A 16,417-nucleotide genomic window follows, 5' to 3' on the forward strand; every position below is an offset into this window, starting at 1 on the left:
CTAGCGAAATTTACAGGCTTTAATAATAAAAACGGCAGCCATTAATTTTTAATGACTGCCGTTTTTTTTGTGTGTATTGCTTACTCTATTTTGCAATGTAAAGTCACTTTTAATACTAGCGTTTACTTCGCCACAATCACCCGATTTTTACCTGTTTTTTTGGCTTCGTACATCGCTTTGTCCGCACGTTTTACCACTGAGTCCTGCGCTTCATGTGGCGCGCGTAGAGCCACGCCAGCGCTGAAGGTGATGAATAGACGCTGATCGTTGGCGGTGAAGAAGTGGGTGGTTAATTCGCGCTGCACTCTGGTCATGGCTTTTGCCGCTTCTTCTAGGCTGGTTTCTGGCATGACGATTAAAAATTCTTCCCCGCCATAACGTGCAATGACGTCAATCGAGCGCAGGGTTTGCTTGACGATCCTGACGACGTGAATCAGCGCTTCATCGCCCGCTGCATGTCCATGGGTATCATTTAATTTCTTGAAATTATCAAGGTCTAACATGGCGGCGCATAAAGAAGTGCCACGTCGATCTGCGCGATCCGCCTCACGTTCAAAAATATCATCCAACCCACGACGATTGAGACTGCCAGTGAGCTGATCTTCGCGAACCAATTCACTCATTTGGGTGAGTTTGTCTTCCAATTCTTTGATACGAATTTCAGCTTCTTTTACTTCTTTTTGGGCGGCCAGCATAATTTGCTGTGAGCGACTGGCCTCTGATTGTATGGTCTCAGTCTCGTTTAAAATTTCGCCGATAATTTTTTCTACTTCAGCGGTATTTGTGGTGTTGCTGATTTCTTTTGAGTAGCCGCTAATTTTTTCTTGGTAGTTGCTAGTGGTACTTGTCATGACATCGAGGCGGTCAATAAATGCTGACATCATATTTTTGACGGAAGTTTTGGATTCCGCCAAGCTGTGCTTGAGCGCACCTTGTTTGTAGATGACGTCCTTCAGACTGCGTGTTGCTTCTTGTAAGGCTCTGTGGTCGATTGGACCCGCAATTAAATTTTGTACGACTTCGATTTGACCGCGTAACCAATTATCATCGTCGAGTAATTCTCTGACGTTCTCAAGTAGAAGAGCAAACAGACGCAGCAGAAGTTCTTGTTGTTCTGCTGTGTCGCCACTTTTGAGTTCAATCTGAAAGCATAATTGCTTGAGCCTTGTGCCTATAGTAGTCAGTTCTGCTTCATTGATTGAGGCTTTGACGGCATCTGCGATCGATTCTGATTCTGCTGCAAGTGTGGGATTCGGCTTGAGTAGTGAGGTCAACGCCATGCTCAAGGTTCTGAATAGAAGATCCTTAAGCATATTTTCGCGCGGATTTTCCTCTGGTTCATCATCAACCAAAGAGATGCGTTTGGGTAGTGCATTGACGGCTGCTGGAATGGGGGCGAGTGGGTCGACTAAATTATTGTTAGGTTTTGTATTAACTTTATTAGCGAGTTCATTCAATCCTTTAGCGTAGTCATCCCAATCCTTACTTTTAAGCGCACGCGTGAAGCGATGTCCATAGTTGGCCAAATCACCACTGGATTTTTGTAAGGATTTTGCAAAGGTATTGAGTAGACTTTCTGCTTCGCTTGGCATTAAGTCATCAATGCTGCGAGGCGCCGGCACTTCAACTTTTACTGGTGCAGCATCGTCAATCCCGGAAATTTCTACATATAGTTTGCGATAAGCATCTGGGGTGGGCGCAATGCGTTCTAGTGCCAAACGTTTAAATGTTTCTCGGGCAATGTCGGTCGGCGTTTTCGGCGCGGTGTTGTTTGACTTTTCTGACATGACACTCTTTCGACAAAATGCAGCTCAGCTCGCAGGCTCAGCATCAATGGATATTTATTCTACCAGTTCATTCTTAATCGCATAATGCGTTAACTCCGCATTGTGGCGTAATCTCATCTTAATCAGGATACGAGCGCGGTATTCACTAATGGTTTTAACTGACAGCGACAATTCTTTAGCAATATCACTAACACTTTTGCCTGAAGCGATCATCATCATGGTTTGATATTCGCGATCTGATAAGAGTTTATGTGGTTCGTTGATATGTTCATTATTCAGATTGTTAGCCATTTCTTGCGCTAACTCTGGGCTGATGAATTTTAAGCCTGAGGAGACTTGTTGCAAGGCTAAAATGAGTTCTTCCGCCGCACATTGCTTGCTCAAAAAACCGGACGAACCAGCTTTGAGTGAACGGATTGCGTATTGATCTTCGCGATGGGAAGAAAAAACAATCAAGGAAATATGAGGGAATTCACGTTTGATTTGTTTGATGACGTCCATACCGTTGCGGTCATTCAACGCGATTTCTATTAGCATGATGCTGACATCAATTTGGCGTGCGAGACGAATGGCATCCTGTCCATTGACAACTTCGCCGACGATCGCGATATCGTCTTCGTTGCGGATAAAGTACCTTATACCCGCGCGCACAACAGGGTGTGGATCGACGATAAGTAATTTAATACGAGCGTTTTCGGTCATGCAAAAATCTTTCCTAGCTAGATGCAAGTGTCTGAGCATTATTGCATGATGCACCAAGGAAATAAAGGGCATTTTTTGTCCTGAGCGGCGCACTGAAACAAGGTAAAATCCCTGTGAATAAATCCTCATATGAGATTGGTGGCGAGCCAAAATTGTTTGGGACTGCGATGGTGCTGGGTGATTTGATATTGGAAAGTTAGTGTGTGAGTAAAGCATTTGTAAAAGAAACAGATCATGACGATGAGGAAGAATTTGGCGCACCGCCAATTCCTCCTGGGGTAAAGAACTATCTGACGCCTGAAGGGCATCATCGTATGAAAACAGAGCTCTTGAATCTCATCGATAATGAGCGACCAGAAGTGGTGAAAATCGTTTCTTGGGCTGCTTCAAATGGTGATCGTTCGGAAAATGGTGATTACATTTATGGTAAGCGACGTTTGCGTGAGATTGATCGACGTATTCGATTTTTGACGAAGCGATTAGATCTGGCCGAAATCGTTGATCCCACGATGCATTTGGGCTCTGATCAGGTATTCTTTGGCGCCATAGTTGAATATGAAAATCAGGACGGCGAAGTCACTACAATCCGCATTGTAGGCGTGGATGAATTCGATCCTCTGAATGGTAAGATTAGCTGGATCGCACCAGTCGCCCGCGCCTTAACTAAGGCCAGAGTAGGGGACACAGTTAGTTTGAAGACGCCACATGGCGTTGAAGAATTAACGATATTGGATGTGCAGTATCCGCAAAGCTAGCGTTTATCCCAGAGTCTATTGATTTTGAGAAGGCAAAGACTGATTGATCAATCAATCGATCAACTTATTTATTGTTTGATTAACTGATCGTTTTTGTTTAGTTCGAATATTCGCGATGAATTTTGCTGACGCCATTGAGGTGTTTGACGTTGCGAATAATGCGCGCCAAGTGTACTCGGCCATCCACTTGAATCGTGAAGTGAATTTTGGTCATGTCTTTGGACTCGCCATCTTCCATATTCACATGACTGATGTTCGCATCTGCTTCACCAATTTCAGCGGCAATACGTGCTAAGGCACCGCGCTCGTTATTGACGATGACGGAAATACGGCAATCAAAGCGACGATTGAGATCTTCTCCCCAGGTCACGTCTATCCAACGATCTGGTTCTTTGACTTGCATACGTTTGGCGTTGGTACAGTCGCTACTATGCACAACCAAACCTTGATCGCGTTTTAACTGCCCTACGATGCTGTCACCTGGTATTGGTAAGCAGCATGGCGACAATTGAACCGAGACGCCTTCGCTACCATAGATAATGACAGGATCGGGTTTGTTATGTTTTTCGTCGCCGATATGTTGAAACGGAATTGACGGAGAATCATTCTCAACTAAATCTAAAATATGACGAGCCACCAAGGCCGCCATACGTTTGCCGATACCAATGTCGGTATGGATTTCTTCTAAAGTATTGGCACTAGATTCGTTAAGTAGCTTGTCAACCAAAGATTCTGGTAAATCAGGATTTAAGTGTAAAGAGACTAAAGCCTGCGCCAATAATTGTTTACCCAACTCAGTTGATTCGTTCAGATTAATGGTACGTAAGTAATGACGAATCGCGGATCGGGCTTTGCCAGTGCGCACATAGGTGAGCCAATTCGGAGTCGGGCGAGAATTGGGTGAGGTGATGATCTCAACGATATCGCCATTTTTTAATTCCGTGCGCAGTGGTACCGGTTCATTATTAATGCGGGTAGCAATTGCCTGGTCGCCAATATCAGTGTGAATATTGTAGGCAAAATCAAGTGCGGTCGCGCCACGTGGCAAAGCAAAAATTTTTGATTTTGGTGTGAAAACATAGACTGAGTCTGGGAACAGATCAACCTTCACATGCTCCAAGAATTCAGCAGAATCACCAGTCTGTTTTTGGATGTCGAGTAAAGATTGTAGCCACGCGTGCGTGCGTTGCTGTAAATCAGTCAGACTTCCTTCTTCATTTTTGTATAGCCAGTGCGCCGCCACACCGGATTCAGCAACGCGGTGCATTTCTTGCGTGCGAATTTGAAATTCTACTGGTGTGCCATAGGGACCAATCAGCGTCGTGTGTAAAGACTGGTAACCGTTGGACTTTGGGATGGCGATATAATCTTTGAACTTGCCTGGCATAGGCTTATATAAAGCATGTAAGGTGCCAAGCGCGTAGTAACTATTTTGGAAATTGTCGACCACAATACGGAAGCCGTAAATATCCAGTACTTGAGAAAAACTGAGTTGCTTATCGCGCATTTTGCAGTAAATGCCGTACAAAGTTTTTTCACGACCATCTACTTGTGCTTCTAATCCAGCCTCTGCCAAAGTCGCCTTGACGGATGCCATAATTTTGTTGACCACTTCGCGACGATTACCACGTGCCGCTTTAATGGCTTTTGACAGCGTACGATAGCGCAAAGGATAAATGTGGGCGAAAGAGAGATCCTGCAACTCGCGATAAATATTATTGAGTCCTAGTCGATGAGCAATCGGTACATAGACTTCCATCGTTTCACTGGCAATGCGTCGCTGCTTTTCAGGTGACATGACACCCAAGGTTCGCATATTGTGCAAACGATCCGCAAGCTTTACTAAAATGACACGCACATCGCGCGCCATGGCTAATAGCATTTTACGGAAATTCTCCGCTTGAGCTTCAATATGACTTTGAAATTCAATTTTTTCTAATTTGGAAAGACCATCTACCAACGCTGCCACTGGCGCGCCAAAACGTTCAATTAATTCTTCTTTTTTTACGTCTTGATCTTCCATCACATCATGCAATAAGGCCGCCATGATGGCCTGCACATCTAGCTTCCATTCAGCGCAAATTTCGGCGACTGCGATAGGGTGTGAGATGTAGGGTTCACCCGACTTGCGAACTTGTCCCAAGTGCATTTCGTCAGAGAAGCGATAGGCTTCTTTGACTTGTTTTAAGTCTGCTGCCGATAGGTATTCAGAGAGACGGTTGGTGAGCTCGGTAATCGAGGCTACCGCATTGGCCGTAGGCACGATATTTGAATGTGTTTCAGATTTATGTTTGCTGCGAGGGGCTTTTGGTGCGGTTTTTTCGGACGTGTTTTCTGCGGCATTCTCGGCTGCATTATCAGACATGCGTGAGGTAGTCGCCAAAGCAGTGTTGGCTGGGGTGAGCGATTTGTCGTCTTGCAAATTCATACTTGGTTCCCAGCCGTTTCACTTTAGTCGCGATTCTGAAATTAGAATGGGACTTTTTTCAGCATTTCAATGCCGATTTTGCCGTCAGCGATTTCGCGCAATGCAACTACTGTAGGTTTGTTTTTTGCTTCTACTTTTGGTGTGTGACCTTGCAGCAACTGACGTGCGCGATAGGTTGCACATAAAGTTAATTGAAAACGATTTGGAATCTGTTTCAAAGAGTCTTCAACGGTAATGCGTGCCATATTATTTCCTTAGAGCGTGTGATTGATTTATATGCCCAATTGGGCAAAGAGTGCGGCGTTGCGCACGGATTGTTGCGAGGTGCGGCAACGTGTGGCTTTTACAATTGCACTCAATTCTGATAAAGCTAATTCAAAATCTTGGTTGATGATAACATATTCGAACTCTGGCGCGTGTGCGATTTCGCCTCCCGCCGCCAAAATTCGTCTGCTAATGACCTCTTGGGAATCTTGTCCACGCTTGTTTAAGCGTTCATTAAGCGCTTCTAAAGACGGTGGCAAAATGAAGACGCTTGCCACATCGGGAAATTGTTTTTTCACTTGTTGCGCGCCTTGCCAGTCTATTTCTAGCAAAATGTCTGTGCCAGCCTGCATAGCTTCCTGAATCAGAATCTTAGACGTGCCGTAGTAATTGCCATGCACCTCAGCGAATTCTAAAAATTCACTATGATTTTTTCTTTGAAGGAAATCTTCAATGGTAATGAAATGATATTCCCTGCCATTTTGCTCGCCCGGACGAGGCGCTCTTGTCGTAAATGAAATGGATAATTGCAGGCTTGGTTCTAGTTTTAATAAAGCATTGACTAGTGATGATTTCCCCGCACCTGAAGGCGCAGAAACTAAAAAAAGACTACCTGAGGTGGTTGGATTCTTGCTCATAGCAACTCACAGAAAATGGGGCGAATTTTTAAATTATTTATTTTTAAACTATTTTTTTTAAATTATTCTAAATTTTGAACTTGTTCACGCATTTGTTCAATTAATAGCTTTAATTCCATTGAGGCGTCTGCCAATTCTTTTAATGCCGCTTTTGAGCCTAGCGTATTGGCTTCGCGATTGAGTTCTTGCATCATGAAATCCAGACGTTTTCCAACTTGTCCGCCTTTTTGGATGATTTGTCGTGTTTCGGCTAAGTGTCCAGAAAGTCTTGCCAACTCTTCGTTGACGTCAATGCGTATGCCGTACATCGTGACTTCTTGGCGTATTCTGTCTAAGACTTCGTCACGAGAAATCGTTGGCATTGCATTACTGCCGTTGTTCAACGCCAGACCCAATGCTTCTTCTAGGCGAGTGATGGCTTTTTGTTGAAACTGCTGAAGAACTGTGGGTAATAAAGGCGTAATGCGCGCTACAATAATTTCCATGTCATCCACGCAGCGCAGTAAAACGGCAGCGAGCGCGACACCTTCACGGGTGCGACTGTCAATAAATGCTTTTAAAGTTGTTTCTATGGTTGCAGCTATTTGATCTTGCAGCTCATCGGTATTGATTTCTGATTCTTCTATTACGCCCGGCCAACGTAGTATGTCCGCCATACTCAGCGCTTTGATCGTAGGGAATCGGGATTGTAAATTGGCTTGAAGTTCTTGAAGTTGTGTTAGCACTTCTACATTGAGTCCCTTTTGCTGGGTGCTAAGCTTACTTTTACCAAAACTAAAACGACATTCAACTTTGCCACGATGCAGGCGTTTGCTTAGGGCATCTCGAAATAGAGGCTCAACTGAGCGGAACTCATCGTTGATACGAAATTGTAAATCCAAGAAACGGGAATTGACACTCTTAATTTCTATCGTTATTGTGCCTGCGTCGGTTTCTTTTGTACTGGTAGCGTAACCAGTCATGCTAAAAATGCTCAATTGATTTCCTCAGATTCGTGTTGTGATTATGCGAATTGTTTAATGATTAATCATTTATTTATCTATCAAAGTCCATAGACGCAAAAACGACACTGTACAATGCAACTCAACGTAATTAATAATTTTCCAGCTATTTTTCTTCAGCTAGTTTTCTAAGTGGGACCACATTTACTATGGCAGCACAAAATAACGCACCATTGCCTGACGGTTTAGAAATAGCCGGGTATCGTATTGTAAAGAAAATTGCCTCAGGTGGCTTTAGTATTGTTTATCTAGCTTCTGATGAAGATGGTAATGCCGTGGCAATTAAAGAGTATTTGCCTAGCTCATTAGCACTGCGCCAAGTCGGCGAGTTGGTGCCTGCAATTTCTGCCGAAAATTTTCCTGTGTACCGCATTGGGCTTAAATGCTTTTTTGAAGAAGGACGTGCTTTAGCGCGTATTTCGCATCCGAATGTGGTGAGCGTCGTGAATTTTTTCCGCGCGAATGAGACGGTCTATATGGTAATGGCGTATGAGTCAGGGCGCTCTTTGCAAGAACATATTCTGCGTCGTCGCGATAAGGGCGAAAAGCCTTTGGTCTCGGAACGTTTTATCCGAAAAATGTTTAATTTGGTCATGAATGGTTTGCGCGAAGTACATACTAATAAATTACTACATTTGGACTTAAAACCCGCCAATATTTATCTGCGCATGGACGGTACACCTATTTTGCTGGATTTTGGTGCCGCTCGTCAGACATTGAAAACTGACATGCCTAAGCTTTATCCTATGTACACGCCTGGTTTTGCAGCGCCTGAATTGTACGTAAAGAATAGCACTTTGGGACCTTGGACTGATATCTATAGTATCGGCGCATCGATGTTTGCTTGTATGGTCGGTGCACCACCACAACCATCTGATCAACGCAAGAGCAACGATAAAATGGAAGCGCATTACAAAAAGCTGGAAGGTACTTATTCAGCAGAATTGATAGATGTGGTTCGCATGTGTTTGAAACTTGATCCCATGGAGCGGCCACAAAGCGTATTTGCTTTGCAAAAAGCGCTCGCGGTTAAGGCACCGCCACAACGTGAATTAACTTTTTTTGAAAAAGCAAAATTAAAAGTTGCTGATCTGCTTGGAAAAAATAAGAAGGATGCCGAAGAAGGCGATTTCACAACCATACAAGAAGACACGATTTAGTCTTTGAATCTAGCCATTTAATAATGGTTGATTCTCAATAATTTGAACTAATCTAGTAAAAAATTCATGCGCTTTTCAGTCTATCAAGAGAGTCATATCGGCGGTCGTAAAGTTAACCAGGATCGTATGGGTTACAGCTTTACCCGAGACGCAATTTTATTATTGCTTGCCGATGGTATGGGCGGACATATCATGGGGGAAATGGCGGCCACAATCGCCATGCAAACTATTGGTAGTCTTTTTCAAAAACAAGCGCATCCTATGATTGATAAGCCGGAACGCTTTTTAGAAAAAGGTTTTTTGTCCGCGCACAATGAGATTCATCGTTTTAAATTATTAAAGAATTTACCTGAAACACCACGTACTACCATCGTGGCTTGTCTGATCCAAAACGGCAATGCCTACTGGGCGCACTGTGGTGATTCTCGATTGTATTGGATGCGTGATGGTCAGATTTTATTGCGCACTAAAGATCATTCGCGTTTAGAAACCTTGATCGAACAAGGGAAAGTTGATCCCTCTGAGCGCAATACGCATCCCGATAGAAATAAGCTGTTTAATTGCCTCGGTGCGCCGCATGCACCCATCGTCGAATTGTCACGTCGCGCATCTTTGCAGGCGGGTGATTTGATTATGCTGTGTTCTGACGGTTTATGGGGCGTGTTGCCTGATCACATATTGGCGCAGCGTTTGCATGAGCAAACCATAGTCCGTGCCATACCGGAATTGGTGCGAAGTGCCGTAGAGATCGCGGGACGTCAGGGTGACAACGCCACGGCTTTAGCAATGATGTGGGAAGGGAATGATATTCTCGAAAACTCTTCCATCATTTCTACCAATACCTTACCTATAGGTTCTATCGCGACCACGATACAAGTGCCGGTTGATATGGACGATGAAAATGCCGAGGCCGATATTTTCAATGACGAAGAAATTGAAAAAGCGATTGATGAAATTCGCAACGCAATCCACAACTCCACCCGCTTAACCAATAAAAGTTAGATAAACCTCCAGATTAGGGCGTACACAAGATTATCGCAGCACTATCCCAGCTAGCGGCGGCCCTCGAACGTAGTAATCGGGGGGCAGCCGAAGATAGTATCTGAATACCTTTGTTCAGCTAAGGTCGGCAACAACGACCCTGATATAGTTTTGTGTCAGTCCTATGAATAACCCATAAGAGCTAATCCATGTCACAAGTTACTCGTCCGAGTGCCCGTTCCGTAACGGCATTGCGCACCATCAGTTTTACCCGCCATTACACCAAGCACGCCGAAGGTTCAGTCTTAGTCCAATTTGGTGATACCAAATTAATTTGTACCGCCAGCATAGAAGAAAAAGTGCCAGGCTTTTTGAAGGGGCGTGGTCAGGGTTGGCTCACTGCCGAATATGGTATGTTGCCGCGTTCGACACACACCAGAATGGATAGAGAAGCCGCCAAAGGCAAACAATCTGGACGTACTCAAGAGATACAGCGTTTGATTGGACGTTCTTTGCGCGCTGCTTTTGATCTTGAAGCATTTGGTGAACGTACTTTGCATCTCGATTGTGATGTTATACAGGCGGATGGCGGTACCCGCACTGCGGCCATTTCTGGTGCCATGGTGGCGGCTTACGATGCCTTTTCAAAGCTGCTTGAGAAGGGTGTGATTTCTGCCATACCTGTGAAGCATTTTGTCGCGGCCATTTCGGTGGGCGTATATCAGGGCGTACCTGTTTTGGATCTGGATTATTTGGAAGATTCTAATTGCGATACCGACATGAATGTCGTCATGAATGAACAAGGACATTTTATAGAAGTGCAGGGAACGGCCGAAGGCGCCGCATTTGATCGTAAGGTGCTGAATGATCTTTTGGATCTGGCGGACGCAGGTATACGAGACATTATTGCAAAACAAAAGCAAGCTCTAGAGATATAAATTTATCTCCAAGGGATGAACCAAATTAAGTAAAGTAACATGAATAAAAAAATTGTTTTGGCATCGAATAATGCCGGTAAGCTCAAAGAATTTGGTCAAATTTTGCTGCCGCTTGGCATTGAATTATTACCTCAGGCAAAATTAAATATTCCCGATGCCCCTGAGCCATTTTTTACTTTTGTCGAAAATGCCTTAACTAAAGCGCGTCACGCATCGCGTTTATCTGGTTTGCCTGCGATCGCTGATGATTCTGGTATTTGCGTCAATGCGTTGGGCGGCGCGCCGGGTGTGTATTCTGCGCGTTATGCAGGTGAACCAAAATCGGATGACAATAATAATCGTAAGCTAGTTGATGCTCTGCGTGGTATTGAAGATCGTTTTGCGTATTATTATTGTGTTTTGGTTTATGTTCGTTCTGAACACGATCCACAACCTGTGATTGCGGATGGCCGATGGCAGGGGCAAATAATTGATCAAGCCAGAGGTAGCGAAGGTTTTGGCTACGATCCTTATTTTTATTTGCCTGAGTTTGATAAAACGGTGGCTGAGCTTGATTCCGCCCAAAAAAATAGCTTATCTCATCGTGCTCAGGCCTTACAAGAATTACTCAAGAAATTAAGATGATCCCCATTAAGCCCATTTCTTCGTCAGGCAATAGTCAATCCGCTGTCGCTTCCGATACGACGCAGGATAGGCAAGAAAAAATGCGTCGTATTCCTGGCCAAGTAAAAGAAAATTTCCTTGCGCCAGGTGTGCTTAATTTGAGCGCTTTGCCCCCTTTGTCTTTGTACATCCATTTTCCATGGTGTGTCAAAAAATGTCCTTACTGTGATTTTAATTCGCATGAGGTCAAGACTTCATTTGATGAAGCTTTGTATTTATCTGCGCTGCGTGCGGATCTAGAAGCCGCGATGCCATTGATTTGGGGCCGTAAGATTTACACCATTTTTATTGGTGGTGGTACGCCCAGCTTAATGTCAGCCGCTGGACTCGATCGCATGCTGTCTGATTTGCGTAGTTTATTGCCGATTGATGCCAATGCCGAAATCACCATGGAGGCAAATCCCGGGACATTTGAAGCTGAAAAATTTCGTCAATATCGTCTAAGCGGTATCAATCGCTTATCGATAGGTATACAGAGTTTTAATTCCCAGCATCTGTCGTCATTGGGACGTATTCATAACGGGGATGAAGCGAAGCGTGCGATAGAAATCGCTGCTAAAAATTTTGATAATTTCAATTTGGATTTGATGTTCGCTTTGCCCGTGCAAACACTCGATGAATCCATTCTTGATCTCGAAACGGCTTTGAGTTTTAGTCCAAATCATTTGTCGCTATATCACCTGACTTTAGAGCCAAATACTTATTTCGCTAAATTCCCGCCAGTGATTCCTGATGATGATTTAAGCGCCGAAATGCAAGAACAAATTCAGGCAAGGATGGCGAGTGCGGGTTATCGACATTATGAAGTTTCTGCCTTTGCTAAGCCTGGGCATGAATCACGTCACAATCTGAATTATTGGAATTTTGGTGACTATTTGGGTGTAGGCGCCGGAGCGCATTCTAAGCTGTCTTTTCCCCACCGTATCGTCCGTCAAGTTAGACATAAGCAGCCCAAAGCCTTCATGGATAGTGCATTGAAGGGTGATGCCATTCAAGACAGTGATGAAATCACGAAAGATGAATTAGCTTTTGAATTTATGTTGAATGCCTTACGTCTCAATCAAGGTTTTGATGCTTCTCTCTTTTTTGATCGTACCGGATTGTTACTGAATTCAATCGAAAGCAAATTATTAATGGCGGAGAAAAAAGGATTGTTGTACCGGGATCATTTACGCATTGCTCCTAGCGATTTAGGGCGGCGGTTTTTGAATGATTTGCAGCAGATCTTTTTGTAAGCCATGATTCTGTAGTGATTGGCTTAGTTCAGCGCACTTTGACTAATGTGCGAATGCTTTGCTCCGTAAGTTACAAGCTCGAATCTTGAATTAAGATTCGAGTTTTTTATTTTAAGCCTTTGTTTTTGTATGAAGTTTAGTGCACAAAAAAGCGTATTTATAAACAAAATTACTGCGTTAATTTCAGCGGGAAATTTTGCTTTACGTCTTATTAGGCCAACAATAAATGAAATTTATAGAAGTCATCAAAAATGCCCTTGCAATTGTGTAAATTTCAACTTACTATCGGGATAGAAATTGCTATAAAGCACTTGATTATAAGAAATTTAAAAACTTGGAAAATTCAATCAAATGATGCCTACCGCTTCATTCCTTCCTGTCGTCAACAGTCAGCAAAAATTAGTCGCGTTATTACCCGATTTTCCCGAACGTAGTGATGATGCTGTGACGCAGTTGCTCGCCATTTTGAGTCAATCGAAGGGTTTTGAGCGCCTATCGAATTTACAGTTCATCCTGCCGCTGACCTCACCATTAGTATTGCCTCCCGATTTTGAAAATCGTGACTATTGCAAAAATTTGGTGTTATGTTTTATCGAAGCCGAATGTGAATCTAAAGAAGCACAGCAAAAATTAAAATATTTGAGTCAGACTGGTGTGCGCATGATGATGGATGACTTTAATTCGAAGTCTTCATTGATTTGGTCTGATACCAAAGGCATAGCCGTTAATTGCGAGTTAGGTATTCCCGCGCATGTACAACCTTGGATTGTTAGCCTACATCAAAGCCAGCATTTAGCGAGAAACGTCAACTCGGTTTCTTGTCTTTCACAAGCGCAGGAAGCCGGTTTTAGTTTGTTTAGCGGTAGTTTCGCTTTCTCCGCCGAAAATAATACGCGTAGCAACGACCCGACGGCGCGTTCACGATTGCTCAAATTGCTGGGGCTGGTATCCAAAGATGCCGATGCAAAAGAGTTAGAAAGTCTCTTTAAACAAGATCCTACTCTCTCATTTATGCTGTTCAAATTGGTCAGCTCTGCCGCATTCGCGCAAACGGTTAAGGTGACTAGCTTTGTGCAGGCGATTAATTTATTAGGGCGCCGACAGTTGCAACGGTGGTTGCAGCTATTGCTCTACGCTCGTCAAAATAATCATGGGAGTAGTTTAAATCCGCTGATGCTCAGAGCCGCGTTTCGTGCAAGTATGATGGAAGCGCTGTGTCGTCACCAGGGCGGTGATCGCGATCAGCAGGATGCTGCGTTTATGGTTGGCATGTTTTCTTTATTGGATTTATTGTTCGCCAGTCCTTTATGGGAAATCGTTAAGCCCTTAAGTTTGGTTGACGAGGTTCGTATTGCCTTGATTGATAAAGCAGGGCAGATGGGTGAGTTTCTTATGCTGACTGAACAAGCCGATGTCGCCTATCAATCAGGCTTGCCCGAGGCGCTAGAGACATTAGGTGTTTCAACGGATATCTATTACGAAAGCCTGATTCAAGCCTATTGCTGGGTCAATCAAGTCTGTCAGGAATTATGATGCCAGGGCCATTTGATCTTCAGCAAGACATCGTGTTAGGCATAGAATTGTGCGAAACAATTTTGAGTGCTGAAGAGCAGGCATTAGAGGCAAGTTTAAATCGTATTCTTAGTAGTTTATTTTCCGAAAGTGATGTCGCTTATCGTCGTCAGCGCCCGATTTTAGAACAAGGACAAATGCTGGCTGAGATCGCGCCAGAAAGTTACTTTGTCATCTCCGGCAAATGTGGTGAAATCAATGAGCGTGATTTACATAAGTTGAATCAACTTACTCAATTGAGTGCGAGACTTTTTGCCAAGCGGCTCAGCACCGCAACGCAATTTAAAGCGGCGATGAAGTCGCAATTAGTTCATTCACAAATTCTTGATCAGTTGCATGAGTCCGTCATTACGATGGATCTTGCGGGCTTCATTTTGAGTTGGAATCTCGGCGCTGAGCGCTTATTTGGATACACCGCAAAAGAAGCGCTTGGACAAAATATTCTATTTCTGTACGAAGCAGAAGACGCCGACGATTCATCGATTCGCGACATATTTTTGGAGCGCGGTGGGCGTGAGATGGAAGTGAAGCGCCGCAAAAAAAATGGTGAAATTTTTTGGGCGAGTTTAAGTTTATCGACCTTATTCGATGAGTATCAACAAGCCGTTGGTTTGATTGGCTACTTAAGTGATATCACAGAACGCAAACGTTCAGAGGAGCGAATAAATCATCTCGCTTACTACGATGTGTTGACCGATCTGCCTAATCGCAGTTTGTTTAAAAAATTGGTGGATAGCGCTTTACAACAAAGCTACAGAAATGAGATGTCCGTTTCGGTGATGTTTGTTGATCTGAATAGATTCAAACCGATCAATGATACATTGGGACATTACATCGGTGATTTGTTATTGAAACAGGTAGCCGAGCGTTTTCGCGTTGCGTTGAGAGATAACGATGTGATTGCCCGGCTTGGTAGCGATGAATTTGCTATTGCGATTCTGGATGTAAAGCAGCATTTTCATGCGGGATTGGTAGCACAAAAAATTCTTGCCACCTTAGAGCATGTTTTTTCCGTTGAAGGACATGATCTGCGTCTAGGCGCCAGCATCGGCATTAGTATTTATCCCCAGGACGGCAATGATGCTGAGACCTTATTGCAAAAAGCCGATATCGCGATGTTTAAAGCCAAGCGGCAAATTGATAAGGCCGGTGGTTCGTATACTTTTTATGATGCCGAGATGAATCGCTCGATCTCTGGACGTATGTATCTAGAATCAGGATTGCGACGCGCTCTACAGCGCGAAGAATTTTTTCTGCTGTATCAACCTAAACTCGATGTGCGTAGTGGTAAAGTCCTAGGGGCAGAAGCGCTGATCCGTTGGGCGCATCCGCAAGACGGTATTATCGCGCCGAATGAATTTATCCCCGTGGCAGAAGAAACTAATTTGATTTTGCAAATTGATGCATGGGTGTTAGACGCAGCCTGCGCTCAAGCAAAAATATGGCAATCCGCAGGAGTTCAAGCTTTTCGTATCGCCGTCAATGTATCAGCGCGTGAATTCACTGTGTCTTTGCCCGAGCGCATAGAGCAGGCCTTAAGTAAGCATCAAATTTCATCAGGATGGTTAGAGCTCGAAATTACCGAAAGTATGTTGATGCAAAATGCCGACGACGTGGTGGCGATCATGTCCCAAATTACCGCATTGGGCGTGACTTTGGCATTGGATGATTTTGGTACTGGATTTTCTAGTTTATCCTATTTAAAACGCTTTCCTATCGACACTCTAAAGATCGATCGTTCATTCATTCAAGGCATTCCAGATGATGCGGACGACTGTGCTATCGCCAGCGCCATTATTGGTTTGGCCAAGCAAATGAAACATAAAGTGATTGCTGAAGGAGTAGAAAACAGCGAGCAGTTTGCCTTTTTACAAAAAATGGGCTGCGACGAAATACAAGGCTATTTGTTTTCTCGACCACTCGATGCAGAGAAGTTTTCTGAAGTGATGTTAAGAAGTTTTAGCTTCCCTTCGTTTTATTGATTGCCCTATTGATCGAGCTATCGGGGGCACTACTAAATTACGAATTTAAGAATTTTTCTGAAAAAAGTTCACAAGAAATTAGAAAAACTCGCTATAATGCAGGGCTTGAGAGATTAGTTCAAATTTATTTGCGCTAAAATTTCAAGCTTGTAGCAAAGACGGAAGTGTGGCCGAGCGGTTGAAGGCACTAGTCTTGAAAACTAGCGAGGGTGAGAGCCCTTCGTGAGTTCGAATCTCACCGCTTCCGCCAAGAATTTAAAAAGCCCTTGAGAAATCAAGGGCTTTTTTGTTTTTGCGCTTCATTTGGTATG

14 protein-coding genes and 1 tRNA gene are annotated in these 16,417 nt (G+C 43.8%); 9 read left to right on the forward strand and 6 right to left on the reverse strand.

The genetic code is table 11. The features are described 5' to 3' along the window. Positions 1 to 122: 122 nt before the first annotated feature. Positions 123 to 1,787 (reverse strand): GGDEF domain-containing protein, encoded by a 1,665-nt coding sequence (locus ACFFJH_RS01015; protein WP_390209431.1) that lies wholly within the window; start codon positions 1,785 to 1,787, stop codon positions 123 to 125. Between the two features lie 54 nt (positions 1,788 to 1,841). Further along, on the reverse strand, positions 1,842 to 2,489 hold the full coding sequence (locus tag ACFFJH_RS01020) for a response regulator (protein WP_390209432.1): 648 nt from the start codon (positions 2,487 to 2,489) through the stop codon (positions 1,842 to 1,844). Between the two features lie 203 nt (positions 2,490 to 2,692). Here ACFFJH_RS01020 and greB point away from each other — a divergent pair, with 203 nt between their 5' ends. Then, the gene (gene greB, locus ACFFJH_RS01025) at positions 2,693 to 3,244 is read left to right on the forward strand and encodes a transcription elongation factor GreB (protein ID WP_390209433.1); all 552 of its coding nucleotides are present in this window, start codon (positions 2,693 to 2,695) and stop codon (positions 3,242 to 3,244) included. A 97-nt stretch (positions 3,245 to 3,341) separates the two neighbouring features. Here the strand turns inward: greB and ACFFJH_RS01030 are convergent, their stop codons facing one another. From ACFFJH_RS01030 to ACFFJH_RS01045, 4 genes are all read right to left on the reverse strand, one after another. Beyond that, positions 3,342 to 5,672: a RelA/SpoT family protein gene (locus ACFFJH_RS01030; RefSeq protein WP_390209435.1), complete on the reverse strand. Its 2,331-nt coding sequence runs from the start codon at positions 5,670 to 5,672 to the stop codon at positions 3,342 to 3,344. A gap of 41 nt (positions 5,673 to 5,713) precedes the next feature. Continuing rightward, positions 5,714 to 5,917: a DNA-directed RNA polymerase subunit omega gene (gene rpoZ / locus ACFFJH_RS01035; RefSeq protein WP_189346687.1), complete on the reverse strand. Its 204-nt coding sequence runs from the start codon at positions 5,915 to 5,917 to the stop codon at positions 5,714 to 5,716. A gap of 27 nt (positions 5,918 to 5,944) precedes the next feature. Then, a complete protein-coding gene (gene gmk, locus ACFFJH_RS01040) occupies positions 5,945 to 6,574 on the reverse strand; it encodes a guanylate kinase (protein WP_390209436.1) in 630 nt (209 codons plus the stop codon). A gap of 62 nt (positions 6,575 to 6,636) precedes the next feature. Further along, positions 6,637 to 7,536, reverse strand: a complete 900-nt coding sequence (locus tag ACFFJH_RS01045; protein WP_390209874.1) for a YicC/YloC family endoribonuclease — start codon at positions 7,534 to 7,536, stop codon at positions 6,637 to 6,639. Between the two features lie 188 nt (positions 7,537 to 7,724). On the opposite strand from ACFFJH_RS01045, the gene ACFFJH_RS01050 reads away from it, so the two are divergent. The 8 genes from ACFFJH_RS01050 to ACFFJH_RS01085 all read left to right on the forward strand — a co-directional run bounded on the left by ACFFJH_RS01050 (position 7,725) and on the right by ACFFJH_RS01085 (position 16,356). Beyond that, positions 7,725 to 8,735: a serine/threonine protein kinase gene (locus ACFFJH_RS01050; RefSeq protein ID WP_390209437.1), complete on the forward strand. Its 1,011-nt coding sequence runs from the start codon at positions 7,725 to 7,727 to the stop codon at positions 8,733 to 8,735. Between the two features lie 66 nt (positions 8,736 to 8,801). After that, entirely contained in the window at positions 8,802 to 9,737 is a 936-nt protein-coding gene (locus ACFFJH_RS01055) for a PP2C family protein-serine/threonine phosphatase (RefSeq protein ID WP_390209438.1), read from the forward strand. Between the two features lie 188 nt (positions 9,738 to 9,925). Further along, on the forward strand, positions 9,926 to 10,654 hold the full coding sequence (rph, locus tag ACFFJH_RS01060; protein ID WP_390209439.1) for a ribonuclease PH: 729 nt from the start codon (positions 9,926 to 9,928) through the stop codon (positions 10,652 to 10,654). A 39-nt stretch (positions 10,655 to 10,693) separates the two neighbouring features. Then, positions 10,694 to 11,278 (forward strand): RdgB/HAM1 family non-canonical purine NTP pyrophosphatase, encoded by a 585-nt coding sequence (rdgB, locus tag ACFFJH_RS01065; protein WP_390209440.1) that lies wholly within the window; start codon positions 10,694 to 10,696, stop codon positions 11,276 to 11,278. Next, the gene (gene hemW / locus ACFFJH_RS01070; protein WP_390209441.1) at positions 11,275 to 12,552 is read left to right on the forward strand and encodes a radical SAM family heme chaperone HemW; all 1,278 of its coding nucleotides are present in this window, start codon (positions 11,275 to 11,277) and stop codon (positions 12,550 to 12,552) included. Before rdgB ends, hemW begins: the two co-directional genes overlap by 4 nt. A gap of 351 nt (positions 12,553 to 12,903) precedes the next feature. Then, entirely contained in the window at positions 12,904 to 14,085 is a 1,182-nt protein-coding gene (locus tag ACFFJH_RS01075) for an EAL and HDOD domain-containing protein (RefSeq protein WP_390209442.1), read from the forward strand. Beyond that, positions 14,082 to 16,106, forward strand: coding sequence for a putative bifunctional diguanylate cyclase/phosphodiesterase (locus ACFFJH_RS01080; protein WP_390209443.1), 2,025 nt, complete (start codon positions 14,082 to 14,084; stop codon positions 16,104 to 16,106). The genes ACFFJH_RS01075 and ACFFJH_RS01080 overlap by 4 nt, the downstream gene beginning before the upstream one ends. Positions 16,107 to 16,266: 160 nt before the next feature. Next, positions 16,267 to 16,356: transfer RNA gene (locus tag ACFFJH_RS01085), tRNA-Ser, on the forward strand. The last annotated feature ends 61 nt before the right edge of the window (positions 16,357 to 16,417 follow it).

The organism is Affinundibacterium danionis (genome assembly GCF_042432465.1).
Lineage (GTDB): Bacteria > Pseudomonadota > Gammaproteobacteria > Burkholderiales > Burkholderiaceae_D > Undibacterium > Undibacterium danionis.

Bases quoted from the DNA above. Each gene is read 5' to 3' on its own strand.
- ACFFJH_RS01015 (WP_390209431.1), bottom strand. From the start codon at position 1,787: ATGTCAGAAAAGTCAAACAACACCGCGCCGAAAACGCCGACCGACATT.
- ACFFJH_RS01020 (WP_390209432.1), bottom strand. From the start codon at position 2,489: ATGACCGAAAACGCTCGTATTAAATTACTTATCGTCGATCCACACCCT.
- ACFFJH_RS01030 (WP_390209435.1), bottom strand. From the start codon at position 5,672: ATGAATTTGCAAGACGACAAATCGCTCACCCCAGCCAACACTGCTTTG.
- rpoZ (WP_189346687.1), bottom strand. From the start codon at position 5,917: ATGGCACGCATTACCGTTGAAGACTCTTTGAAACAGATTCCAAATCGT.
- gmk (WP_390209436.1), bottom strand. From the start codon at position 6,574: ATGAGCAAGAATCCAACCACCTCAGGTAGTCTTTTTTTAGTTTCTGCG.
- ACFFJH_RS01045 (WP_390209874.1), bottom strand. From the start codon at position 7,536: ATGACTGGTTACGCTACCAGTACAAAAGAAACCGACGCAGGCACAATA.
- ACFFJH_RS01050 (WP_390209437.1), top strand. From the start codon at position 7,725: ATGGCAGCACAAAATAACGCACCATTGCCTGACGGTTTAGAAATAGCC.
- ACFFJH_RS01055 (WP_390209438.1), top strand. From the start codon at position 8,802: ATGCGCTTTTCAGTCTATCAAGAGAGTCATATCGGCGGTCGTAAAGTT.
- rph (WP_390209439.1), top strand. From the start codon at position 9,926: ATGTCACAAGTTACTCGTCCGAGTGCCCGTTCCGTAACGGCATTGCGC.
- rdgB (WP_390209440.1), top strand. From the start codon at position 10,694: ATGAATAAAAAAATTGTTTTGGCATCGAATAATGCCGGTAAGCTCAAA.
- hemW (WP_390209441.1), top strand. From the start codon at position 11,275: ATGATCCCCATTAAGCCCATTTCTTCGTCAGGCAATAGTCAATCCGCT.
- ACFFJH_RS01075 (WP_390209442.1), top strand. From the start codon at position 12,904: ATGATGCCTACCGCTTCATTCCTTCCTGTCGTCAACAGTCAGCAAAAA.
- ACFFJH_RS01080 (WP_390209443.1), top strand. From the start codon at position 14,082: ATGATGCCAGGGCCATTTGATCTTCAGCAAGACATCGTGTTAGGCATA.